This is a genomic window from Paracidobacterium acidisoli, assembly GCF_003428625.2.
Taxonomy (GTDB): Bacteria; Acidobacteriota; Terriglobia; order Terriglobales; family Acidobacteriaceae; genus Paracidobacterium; species Paracidobacterium acidisoli.
In genome coordinates, this window is sequence record NZ_QVQT02000005.1 from 404,459 (window position 1) to 416,275 (window position 11,817).

Below are 11,817 nucleotides of genomic sequence, written 5' to 3' on the forward strand. Positions count from 1 at the left end.
TATGGCACTCAACCCGTCACCGGAGAGCCTTCGCCGCCGCGCGATCAGCAGCCTGATCATCCTGTGCGCCGCTGTGACCGGCCTGCTCGTCATCCATCAGGTCACCACCGATCCGCGCACCGACGATGCCGAGATCTTCGCAAACTACATCGGTATGGCGCCTCTGGTCAGTGGCCCCATCACCCATCTCTACGTCACCGACAATCAGCTCGTCCGTGAGGGAGATCCGCTCTTTGAGATCGACGACCGTCCCTACGCCTACGCGCTTGCCCACGCAAAATCCGATCAGCAGGCCCTCGAAGGCCAGATCGGCGACGAGCGCCGCATCATCGCCGGCAAGGTCAGCGGAGTCGACGTGGCAAAGGCCGGAGCCCTCAGCGCCGAGGCCAGCCTTGCCCGCGCCTCCGCCGCCGTCGAGCAGGCAAAGGCCGATGTCGCCAATGCCGGTGCCGCCGTCGAGCGCGCCGAAGCCGAGCTCTCCTATGCCACCAACAATCTCCACCGCATCGAGCCGCTTCTGGCCAAACAATTCGTTACCGTCGATCAGGTCGACCAGGCGCGCACGCTTGCAATCTCACGCTCCGACGCGCTGCATCAGGCCCGCTCGCAGCTCGCCCTCGCCCAGGCCGGACTCGCCGCCGCCGAAGCGCAGTATAAGCAGGGCCAGGCCACGCTGGTGCAGAGCCACCAGCAGGTGCAGCAGGCCACGCATAACGTCACCACGCTCGAGCCGCTGGTCGGCCAGATCCAGGGAAAACAGGCCGCTATCGACAACGCCCAGTACAACTACGACAACTGCAAAGTCGACGCTCCCTTCAATGCCCGCGTCACCAACCTCACCATCTCGCAGGGAGCCTACGCCACCGCCGGCCAGCACATCTTCACGCTGATCGACACCCGCGTCTGGTGGGTCATCGCAAACTTCCGTGAAACGCAGCTCCAGCACATCCGCCCCGGCATGAAGGCCGACGTATACGTCATGTCGAAGCCCAGCATCCGCTTCCACGGCGTCGTCGACAGCGTCGGCTTCGGCGTAACGCCGGACGCCGACCTCATCGGCCATCTCTCGCCCGCCAATCTGCCCGATGTGCAGCGCACCCTCAACTGGGTCCATCTCGCGTCGCGCTTCCCGGTGCGTGTGCGTATTCAGTCGCCGCCCACGGAGCTCTTCCGCCTCGGCGAATCCGCCGTGGTCGTCATCCGCGGCGAATCCTCGCTGCTGCCGCGGAAGTAGCCATGGCCACTCCCTCGGTACTGTTTCACCACGCAGAGCGGTTCACCGAATGGTTCCCCGATTTTTTGCGAAAAGAGCTCGCGCCTTATCCGGGCCGCGGCGCCGTCGTCGCGCGCATGGTCATCGCCGCAACCCTCAGCGCCGTTCTCATCGTCACCTTCCGCATTCCCGGAGGAGCCGTCGGCGCGCTCTGCGCCTTCATCCTCTCCCGCGAAAGCCTTCTCTCCACCGCCAAATCCGCAGCCTATCTCGTCCTCGCGTTTCTGATCGGAGGACTCTTCATCCCCATCGGGGCGCGCTTTTTCGCCTCGATTCCCATCACCCATTTCCTCTGGGAAGCGGCCAGCCTCTTCATGGTCTTCTTTCTTCTCAGAACGCTGACCAACTACGCAGTGGCCGTCGGCCTCAGCCTCGTCGCGACCAACATCCTCTCTATCTGGTATCTGCCCGGTCCCGCCGAGCGAAACGTCGAGCTCACGCTCTGGCAGGTCGCCGCCGCGCTCATCGGCGCGCTGGTCACGCTCGCCGTCGAGGTCGTCTTTCACGCCATCTATGGCCGCGATGAAGTCACCAGCGGCATCGACCTCCGTCTTCTGCAGATCGAAAACCTGATGACCGGCTTCGCCGCCGGCCGGCCCGCATCGTCCGAGACCGCGCACATGCTCGCGCAGTATGCCGTCGTCGGCATGGGAGCCCAGCGCCGCCGCATCGCCCTCGCCGGCGATGAGCCTCTGCACCGCGCCCGCATGAGCACTCTCGTCGCCCTCACCGGCCGCTCCATCGACTTTGCCGCCGCGCTTTCGAGCATCAGCATCGACTTCACTCCCTCTCTGCAGCAGAGAGCCGCCCGTCTCGCAGAGCATATCGCCGAGGTGCGTCACTGCCTGCTGAAGAGCGAAGTGCCGCATCCGCAGGAGCCCATCATGGAAATGGATGCGGCCACGCCGCTTCTCTCCGAAGTCGAGACGATGATTTCGCTCATGCCGTCCATCTTCATCAGTCAGAACGCAATGGACCCGCGCTTCGCCATTCCCGAAGGCCCGTCGTCTTCCAGCCGCATCTTCGTCGAGGACGCCTTCACCAATCCCGAGCATCTCCGCTTCGTGCTCAGCGGAACCCTCGCCGCCATGATCTGCTACGTGCTCTACGTCTCGCTCGCATGGCCCGGCATCTCCACCTCTGTCACCACCTGCGTGCTCACCAGCCTCTCCAACGTCGGCGCATCGCGTCAGAAGCAGGTTCTCCGTGTTGCCGGCGCCGCGCTCGGCGGCTTTGTCTTTGGACTCGGCTCGCAGATGTTCGTCCTTCCCAACATCGACTCCATCACCGGCTTCACCGTGCTCTTCGCCGCCGTCACCGCCTTCGCGGCATGGATCGCCTCTTCCAGCTCGCGTCTCTCTTATGCCGGCCTGCAGATCGCTCTGGCCTTTTACCTCATCAATCTGAGCGAGTTCAGCATTCAAACCTCGCTCACCGTAGCCCGCGACCGCGCCATCGGCGTCCTGCTCGGCGTGTCCATGATGTGGCTCGTCTTCGAGCGCTTCTATCCGCGTCCCGCCGCCGACGAAATGGTTCGCGTCTTCGTGCGCAACCTCCGGCTCATGGCCGACCTCATCGTCTCTTCACCCTGGGGAGCCGACTCCGCCACCATCGTCCGTATCCGCAGGATGAGAGACCAGATCTACAACAATTTTGGTGAGGTCAACGCCCAGGCCGACGCTGTTCCCTTTGAAACCGGACCCGGCCGCGCGGGGCACATGGCCGCGCGCGACCGCATCCGCCGCTGGCAGGCCGCTCTCCGCACCTTCTATCTGCTCGAAGCGCCGCTCATTCAGTTCCGCGTCTACGGAACTCCCGATCAGCAGGCCGGCGCCTACGCGCAGATCGAGGACGCCTTCCGCGATCAGTGCGCGCAGTCCTTTCGGAAGATAGCCGACAGGATTGAGCATCAGCTCAACCAGCGGCCGCCGGAAGCTATTGCCTTTCCCAGTCTCCTGTCCGCCTTTGACGCGCCTCATACCGGCACGCAGGCTCTGCTCACCGAGCGCGAACAGGCCCTGCTGCGCATGTCGCGCACCATCGCCTCGCTCGCCGACCGGCTGCAGCGCGAAGCCGTCTCCGAGCCTCTCTACGCGACGGAATAACCGCAGCCTGCAGCAGAAAGCCTTCTCGCCGCCGCCTGTTTTTTGCCGTGTAATCGGAGCTGATGATGCGTCAGGCTCTTTCGCCTGTGCGGAAAGATCTCGCGGAGCGAGATCGGTGGAAGCACCGGGCTTTAGCCCGGTGAAGAAGCGAGTGGGAAAAGGGGCTTCAGCCCCGGAGCTGCCGCCGCCTATTTTTTGCCCGTATAGCGAACGAACAGGTCAGGGAACTCTTTCTTCAGAGTTTCCACCTTCGGCCTGTCGCAGATCTGAATATAAGGATTGTCCGGATTCCTCAGCGCATAATCCTGGTGATACTCTTCGGCGCGATAAAAACCTTTGAGCGGCGTCACCTGCGTCACGATCGGCTTTGAAAACACCTTCGCCGCATCCAGTTGCGCAATGTAATCGGTCGCGATGCGCTTCTGCTCGTCATTGGCATAAAAGATCACCGACCGGTACGAAGGCCCCACATCCGGTCCCTGCCGGTTCAGCTGCGTCGGATCGTGCGCCACCGAGAAGAAAATACGCAGCAGCTGTCCATACGTAATCTGCGAGGGATCGTAGACCACCTTCACCGACTCCGCGTGTCCTGTCGTCTCCGTTGTCACCTGATTGTAGGTCGCCGTCGAGGCCGAGCCGCCCGCATAGCCCGCCGCCGTATCCACCACGCCGCGCACCCGCTCGAAGACCGACTGCGTCCCCCAGAAGCAGCCGCCGGCAAACACTGCCGTCTGCTGCGCGCCCGCCGCAGGCGTTGCGTCCATCTTCGGCGGAGGAACCGGAGCACCCGACGCAGCCTGAGCCGTACATCCGGCCAGAGCCACGGTCAGAAGAGAAAGCGCAAAGAGACGCAGGCAGCGATGCATCGTGACGTACCTCACTCTCTATATGATCCGCGAAACGTCAAATGGTTACACCCTCAGCCGAAGGGCGAGCGGAAAGAAACACTTTCACACCATGAAACCGCCGCGCGCGCTGTGAATCCGGATGCAATGGAAGCGTCGTATCCCCTGATGTAAAAAGAAGGAAAGTATGTCTCTCCCTGAAAGCAACACTGCTGAGATCACGGCGAACGATGCCGGTGCTGTTCCTGAAGCCGGTGCCCGTTCCTGGGCCATCGGATTTTCCAGCTTCATCCTGATTCTTCTGCAAAGCGCCTGCACGATGGTCATGGCCGTCAGCGGCATCCGTGTTCTCATCGGACTCACCGCGCTCGCCGCCGCCGCCGGTCTGCACCGGCCCGCTCGCGGCTTTCATGCCGACATCTTCCGCATTCCCATGATGACGATTGCCGTCGCCGGCTCCGTCATCAATCTCTATGTCCTGTGGCGCATCCGCACTCTGCGCAAGCGCCCGGCTGCGCAGTGGCGTGTCCGCCCGGCTTCACCAAAGCAGCTGCGCTCAGAAGCCTTCCAGATCGCGCTCGCCATCCTCACCCTCGTGCTGGTCGCCGCTGAAGGCGTGACGCACCACATCATTCACCACGTCCCATAACCGCGCGACAGGCGCGGTCAGAAGGGGTGCAGACGCAGCCACTCCGCGCAGAACGCATCTTCTTGAAAAGAACAGATTGTGCGGCATTTCCATCCGGTACCGGATGGCCGGGTTTCAAAACAGGCTGGCCGAAAAGGAATACTCCTGCCGTCCTTTATGGCCAGCCCGCGGTTTACTTTGTGGTGCTGGCCTCGATCAGGTGCTTCTTTTCCTTGTGATCGTGGAAATTCTTCGCTGCATACTGCACGCGGTCGCGGGCATAGGCCGCATCGTGCCAGCCATGAATCTCCACCCGCTTCCCTTCAAGGTCCTTGTAAATGGAGAAGAAGTGGGTAATCTCCTTCAGCATGTGCGGATAGATCTCCGAATAATTCCACACATCGGTGTAGCGCGGATTTTTGCGGCCGACCGCCAGAATCTTTTCGTCCAGCACGCCCTGGTCCAGCATCTCCAGCACTCCGATCGGGCGCACCTGCATCACGCACCCCGGAAAACTGGGAGCATCCACCAGCACCAGCACGTCGAGAGGGTCTCCGTCGTCGCTTAGTGTCGAAGGAATAAAGCCGTAATCTCCCGGATAGTGAACCGGCGAATAGAGATTCCGGTCCAGCCGGAAAACGTGAAGCTGCTTGTCGTACTCGTACTTATTAATGCCTTCAAACGGAATTTCAATCACGGCGTTGATGACTTCCGGCATCTTTTCACCGATCGGCAGTTCGAGATAATTGACCATAAAATTCCATTCTCAGAAGGATGTGCCGCTTGCACCGGGAAGGGCCCGCGGGGGATACCGTTTATAATCGGGCACGATGAAGGCTCATGTCTATGTTACGCTGAAAAAAACCGTCCTCGACCCGCAGGGACAGGCTATCCATAATGCATTGAAGAAGATGCAGTATCAAGGCATCGAAGACGTGCGTCAGGGAAAGTACTTTGAACTGCGTCTCGACGACACCCTCGACGCCGCCTCTGCCCGCGCCGAAGTCGACCGCATCGCCCGCGAGGTGCTCACCAATCCGGTGATCGAGGAATACACCTTCGAGCTCGAATAGCTTCGGCTCCCGCCTTCAGGCCTGGCCGGAATTGCCGGGACACTGCTCCTGTATGGAGCAATCTTCGGAAGGCACTGGAATTCTGCTTTATATCGAATACTGAAAATCTGTTTTGTATCAGGGCACGGCTTCAGCCGTGCCGCAAAGGTCGAAAAGAATTCCGGGCTTCAGCCCCTGATGGACGCATTTCCCGTTTTACAGAATTTTTTCCTGTGCCCTGAGCGCTGCGCCCTGTGTTCTGTTCTGCGCCCTGTTTCTGTACCCTGTTTCTATGTGCGGCATTGTTGGCTACGTAGGGAACCGCAAAGAAGTGGTTCCCATCATCATCGAGGGCCTCAGACGGCTCGAGTACCGCGGATACGATTCGGCGGGCATCGCCGTCGGCAATGGCCACGGGCTGGAGCTGCGGCGCGCCCCCGGCAAGCTGAAAAACCTTGAGGATGTCATCCGCGAGCGCCCCATCGAGGGTTCCTGGGGCGTCGGCCACACCCGCTGGGCCACGCATGGCCGCCCCACCGAAGAGAATGCCCATCCTCATCGCGACTGCTCCGGCCGCATCGTCGTCGTACACAACGGCATCGTTGAAAACTATCTGGCGCTCCGGCACGAGCTCGCCTCCGAAGGCCACCAGTTCGTCACCGAGACCGATACCGAAGTCATCGCGCACCTGATCGAGCAGCAGCTCAAATCCGCCGCTGAATCCGGTAAAACGCTCTCCCTCGAAGACGCCGTCCGCCGCGCCGTCCGCCGGCTTACCGGAGCCTTCGCCATCAGCGTCATCTCCGCCGGCGAGCCGAACAAAATCGTCGCCGCCCGGAACGGACCGCCCGCCGTCGTCGGTGTCGGCGAGGGTGAAAACTTCGTCGCCTCCGACGTGCCCGGCATCCTGCATTATACGCGCAATCTGTACTTCCTCGCCGACGGCGACATGGCCATCCTCACCCCCTCCGGTGTCACGCTGACCGATTTCGATGGCCATCTCATCGAGCGGCCCCTGCAGCGCATTCAGTGGGACCCCATCCAGGCGGAAAAAGGGGGCTACAAGCACTTCATGCTCAAGGAGATCTTCGAGCAGCCCCGCGCCATCCGAGACACCACCCTCGGCCGCATCTCGCTCGACACCGGCCGCGTCTTTCTCGCCGAAATGGAGATCTCCGACGAGGAATTCCGCGACATCGAAAAGATCAACATCGCCGCCTGCGGAACCAGCTGGCACGCCGCCACCGCCGGCAAATTCATGATCGAGCGCCTCGCGCGCATCCCCGTCGAAGTCGACTACGCCAGCGAGTTCCGTTATCGCGATCCCATCGCCGGACGCAACACGCTCGGCCTGCTCATCACCCAGTCCGGCGAAACCGCCGACACCCTCGCCGCGCAGCGCGAAATGATCGCCAAAGGCTCAAAGACCGTTGCCATCTGCAACGTCGTCGGCGCCATGATCGCCCGCGAAGCCCACGGCACCATCTACACCCATGCCGGGCCCGAGATCGGCGTCGCCTCCACCAAGGCCTTCACCTCTCAGCTCGTCGCGCTCTTTCTCTTCGCGCTGCATCTGGCCCAGGTGCGCGGCTCCGTCAGCGAGGACGAAAGCCGCACCTTGGTCGAAGCCCTCAGTCTGCTGCCCGGTAAGGTGCGCGAGATTCTGCACACCTGCGACAGCGAGTGCGAAGCGCTCGCCAGGCGCTACTCCGGCGCCCGCGACGCGCTCTTCCTCGGCCGCGGCATTCACTATCCCATCGCGCTCGAAGGCGCGCTCAAGCTCAAGGAGATCTCCTACATCCACGCCGAGGGCTATCCCGCCGGCGAGATGAAGCACGGCCCCAACGCCCTCATCGACGAGACGCTTCCCGTCATCGTCCTCGCCACAAAGGATGAGCACAACCGCGACTCCGTCCTCCGCTACGAGAAGACCCTCTCCAATATTCAGGAGGTCACCGCGCGTTCCGGCAAAGTCATCGCCGTCGCCATCGAGGGCGATACCGCCATCCGCCAGCTCGTCGACCACGTGCTCTGCATCCCCGCCGCGCCCGAGCTGCTGCTGCCTATCCTCGACGTTATCCCGCTGCAGCTTCTCGCTTATCACATCGCCGTGCGCCGTGGCTGCGACGTCGATCAGCCCCGCAATCTCGCAAAATCGGTCACTGTGGAGTGAGCGCCCGCCAGTGTTTCAGCTTTTCGTCAGTATCGATTAAAGCAGGGCGGAATGTCTCTAAAGTCTCTAAAACTGATGCGCGACTTGACGCGTCCGATATACTTGGAGACAGATAGGTTTGCGGGTCATCTCCATTGGAGAGATGATCACAGAGAAAGGGCAGACAAATGAGGAAAATCGGCGGTCAGTAGTAATTACCAATCCCAGTGCAGGTGATAGGTAAATCCGGTTTTAGGGTTTTTAATAACCGATCGGATACAGCGTCCTCCGTTGTAAATGAGAGGTTTTTCCAGCGTTCTGGCGGGTTCTCCACCCGCTTCCAGCATTAGTGAAGCGTTCCGGCAAGGGCGATTTTCCGGCAATTCCACTTCCAGTTCCACTTTTCTCGTGTCGAGCGCCACTTCGTGCAGCAGACCTTCGTGATCGTCCAGGAATGAGTCGTACACCTCACATTCAAGTGTGATGGTTCTTTCATCGCCACGATTCAGGGCGGGCTTCAGATGGATGGCATAGCTTTGCAGGCAGCCCATGGACGTGATCTGCGATGGCGCGCAACCATCGATCCTCACAGGGCCAAGTTGACCGTCGGCTACCATATTGCGAAACCAGAGCTGATCGACGGAGCCGAAATTGACCCTGACAGTCTGGGTGCGCCGAAGCACGGCGGCTCTGCCCGAAGAATCTTTCAGGATCACTTTTTTGGCGAGGCAGGTGGTCGTGAGAACGGTCCGGTTCATCTTCCATTCTATAAATCCGAGTGCAATCACAGCGATGAGTATCACCAGCGCCACAGCAGTCGCAGTTCGAGCGGATTCGTGAATCAGAGGGATAAGGCCGGCGACGCCCAGAATAAGTGCGGCCCAGGCTAATTTACGGTCTGTGGACAAACATGTTCTCCATGGTCTGCTTTTGCAGACCCATTATGAGGGAAGCCTTCTCTGTTGCAATACGCACGGATATGACACTCACTGCCGGGAAGGCAGGCTCGCCGTCACCCGCGTCCCGTCCAGATAAAACGTCGTCAGCCCCAGCATGTCGGTGCGAAAGGTCTTCACCTGAGCCTGCTGCAGCTCCTCCAGCACCACGTGCCGCGGATGCCCGTAGAAATTCCGCCGCCCCACCGAGATCGCTGCCCATTCCGGTCGAACTGCGGCCAGGAATGCAGGTGTCGTCGACGTGCGGCTGCCATGGTGCCCGACCTTCAGCACATCGGAGTGCAGGCCGCCCTCGGCCAGCATGCGCTCCTCGCTCGGCGCTTCTGCATCGCCCTCCAGCAGGGCGGAGGTCTTGCCGTAACGAAGCTGCAGCACCATCGAGTCGTTATTGCCCGGCGACGCCGCAGGCCGGTAATCCGCCGCCGGAGCCAGCACCCGCACCGCCGTATCCTCGCCGAAGCGAAACTCCTCGCCTGCCGTGTGCCGCCTCACCGTCACCCTCAGCAAACTCGCCTCCGCCATCACGCGGTCATACATCGCAGATCGGGGATTGATCCCGATCCACAGCTCGCGCGGACGGAAATTCGCCAGCACCGCGGCCATCCCGCCAATATGATCCGCGTGCGCATGCGTAATCGCCACAGCATCCAGCCTCCGAATCCCGCGCGACCACAACACCGGCGAAACCACATCCTCGCCGATATCGAAATTCGCATCCGGCGACTCGCCCACCAGCCCTCCCGCATCGACCAGCAGCGTCTTCCCGTCCGGCGTCACCACCAGCAGCGAGTCGCCCTGCCCCACATCGATCGCCGTCACCTCCAGCGTGCCCGCCCGATGCTGCTGCGGCTGCGGAAGCACCGTCGCCGCTACGCTCGCGCCCAGCAGTACCAGCGCCGCGGGAATGCCGAAGCGGTGCCTCCGCACCGCCGCAATGGCCAGCGCCATCAGCAGAATCGCCAGCACCACCGCAGGTCCTGACGGCGCCGGAATGCGAAGATCGCCTGCCCGGCTACTGCCGAAGAAGTGAACGATCCCCGTAACCCCGTGCAGCAGCAGCGCCGTGAACGCCCCCGGCACAGCGGCCAGCGAAGGCGCCGCCAGCAGCAGAAAAAATGTGATCAGTGCCGACGGCAGCAGCAGCCCCAGCAATGGAACGATCAGCAAATTCACCGGCAGCGCCGCAATCGTGATGCGGTGGAAGTAAACCGCCATCGGCAGCGCCATCATCAGCTCGATCGCCGCCGAAGTCACCAGCACCTCCAGGCACAGCAGCGCCAGCCGCACCATCCCAGGAAAGCAGAGCCGCGCCACGCGCCTTCCCGTAAACATCTGCAGCCCCTGTGCCAGCATCCGCAGGCTCACGCGAAACTGCGCAATCTTTGCAGGCAGCGCCGGATCGAGCGGCAGCAGCCACAGATCCTTCGTCGCCCGCAGATACGGCCCGAAACTCCGCTCCGCCATCGGCACGGCAATACCTGCGACGGCGATCACCGAAAGCAGCGTCATCTGAAAGCCGGCATCGAAAAGCGCCGCCGGATTCGCCGCCAGCATCGCCAGCGCCGCAAATCCTATGGCGTTCAGCGGCTGCCGCTCGCGCCACAGCAGCCGCCCCGTCAGATACAGCGCCACCATCCAGAAGGCCCGCTCCACCGGCTGCCCAAAACCGCTAAAAAACGCATAGCCAAACGACAGCCCGATCGTCGCCAGCGTGGCCGCAACCCGCTGCAGCCGCAACCGCCGCGCCATCCAGAAGACCAGGCTCGAAAAGATCGCCAGATGCATGCCCGAGACGACCAGCAGATGAAACGATCCCGTCCTCTCAAAGCCCACCCGCACCCGATGCGCCAGAAACGTGCGGTCTCCCGTCAGCATCGCCGTCAGCATCACGGCATCTTCCTGCGAGAGCCGCAGCAGCGCGGGCAGATGTTCTGCGATGCGCCCCGAAGGGGTGTCCGGCGCACTGGCAAACTGCAGAATCCGCGTGCTCGCCGCCTCCTGCAGCGCATGCAGCCTGCACGAAAGCTCTTCCGTCGCCGGCCGATGCGCAGCAACCACAGAGGCCTTCGCCGCATTCGCGCTTGCCAGCGCCGCAACGCCCTGCCTGCGCAGCCACGCGCCCGCGTCCCACACTCCCGGATCGAGAAACCGCTCCTCCGTATGCAGCGCGAACGTCCCGCTCAGTCCGTCGCCGCAGTGAATCTGCGGAAACGGTGCCTCCGCCGGTGCAAACAATGTGATCCGCGCTGTCTCCGGACGCGGCAGTGCATCGCCGCCCGCGCCGCTTACGAAGGAAACCCGCACATCGATCTGCTGGCTGTGCTCCGGCCGCAGCTTCGTCGAAAACGGCGACGACGATTCCACGCTGCGCACCGGCCCGTAGCGAATCACGCGCCCCCGGACCAGCCTCGGCGAATTGTCCGCCAGCCGCGCCAGCGGCGTCTGTTCCGCAGGCCGCGGCTGCATCTCCGCGCAGAAAAGGCCGAGCAGCAGAAACATCGCAGCCAGCGCAACCGTCCCCATGCGCGGAGCGCGCCACGCCGTCCACACCGCCATCGCGATCGACAGCACAAGCGCCGCAAAGACCAGCCCCGGGACGAACCACAGCCATCCCGCGGTCAGATCGCCGCCCGCAAACCAGCACGCCGCAAAAAGCGCCGGAGCCGCGGCAAACTGCAGTGCTGCCGGCACGCCCTGTGCCGTTCGTCTGTGCGCAGCCGCCCGTGATCGGAGAGCAGCGGCAGGGGGCGCGGAGATGGTTGCGGTGGACATGGCGGCCGTCACTCAGCGACCGCACAAAGACCGT

9 protein-coding genes are annotated in these 11,817 nt (G+C 62.4%); 5 read left to right on the forward strand and 4 right to left on the reverse strand.

The genetic code is table 11. The features are described from left to right. Window position 1 precedes the first annotated feature (1 nt). On the forward strand, window positions 2-1,234 hold the full coding sequence (locus D0Y96_RS15590; RefSeq protein WP_117301697.1) for an HlyD family secretion protein: 1,233 nt from the start codon (window positions 2-4) through the stop codon (window positions 1,232-1,234). Between the two features lie 2 nt (window positions 1,235-1,236). Continuing rightward, window positions 1,237-3,378, forward strand: coding sequence for an FUSC family protein (locus D0Y96_RS15595; protein WP_117301700.1), 2,142 nt, complete (start codon window positions 1,237-1,239; stop codon window positions 3,376-3,378). Between the two features lie 188 nt (window positions 3,379-3,566). On the opposite strand, the gene msrA is transcribed toward D0Y96_RS15595, so the two are convergent. Next, window positions 3,567-4,244, reverse strand: a complete 678-nt coding sequence (msrA, locus tag D0Y96_RS15600) for a peptide-methionine (S)-S-oxide reductase MsrA (protein ID WP_117301702.1) — start codon at window positions 4,242-4,244, stop codon at window positions 3,567-3,569. 166 nt (window positions 4,245-4,410) lie between these two features. Here msrA and D0Y96_RS15605 point away from each other — a divergent pair, with 166 nt between their 5' ends. Next, window positions 4,411-4,872, forward strand: coding sequence for a hypothetical protein (locus D0Y96_RS15605; protein WP_252263828.1), 462 nt, complete (start codon window positions 4,411-4,413; stop codon window positions 4,870-4,872). A 172-nt stretch (window positions 4,873-5,044) separates the two neighbouring features. On the opposite strand, the gene D0Y96_RS15610 is transcribed toward D0Y96_RS15605, so the two are convergent. Beyond that, window positions 5,045-5,605: an inorganic diphosphatase gene (locus tag D0Y96_RS15610; RefSeq protein ID WP_117301704.1), complete on the reverse strand. Its 561-nt coding sequence runs from the start codon at window positions 5,603-5,605 to the stop codon at window positions 5,045-5,047. Between the two features lie 76 nt (window positions 5,606-5,681). Here D0Y96_RS15610 and purS point away from each other — a divergent pair, with 76 nt between their 5' ends. Together purS and glmS are read left to right on the forward strand one after the other, a co-directional pair. Beyond that, window positions 5,682-5,924: a phosphoribosylformylglycinamidine synthase subunit PurS gene (purS, locus tag D0Y96_RS15615; RefSeq protein ID WP_117301707.1), complete on the forward strand. Its 243-nt coding sequence runs from the start codon at window positions 5,682-5,684 to the stop codon at window positions 5,922-5,924. A 271-nt stretch (window positions 5,925-6,195) separates the two neighbouring features. After that, the gene (glmS, locus tag D0Y96_RS15620) at window positions 6,196-8,076 is read left to right on the forward strand and encodes a glutamine--fructose-6-phosphate transaminase (isomerizing) (protein ID WP_117301709.1); all 1,881 of its coding nucleotides are present in this window, start codon (window positions 6,196-6,198) and stop codon (window positions 8,074-8,076) included. Between the two features lie 194 nt (window positions 8,077-8,270). On the opposite strand, the gene D0Y96_RS15625 is transcribed toward glmS, so the two are convergent. Both D0Y96_RS15625 and D0Y96_RS15630 read right to left on the reverse strand, forming a co-directional pair. Next, window positions 8,271-8,963, reverse strand: coding sequence for a hypothetical protein (locus D0Y96_RS15625; protein ID WP_117301711.1), 693 nt, complete (start codon window positions 8,961-8,963; stop codon window positions 8,271-8,273). A 78-nt stretch (window positions 8,964-9,041) separates the two neighbouring features. Beyond that, window positions 9,042-11,702: a ComEC/Rec2 family competence protein gene (locus tag D0Y96_RS15630; protein ID WP_215601630.1), complete on the reverse strand. Its 2,661-nt coding sequence runs from the start codon at window positions 11,700-11,702 to the stop codon at window positions 9,042-9,044. Window positions 11,703-11,817 lie beyond the last annotated feature (115 nt).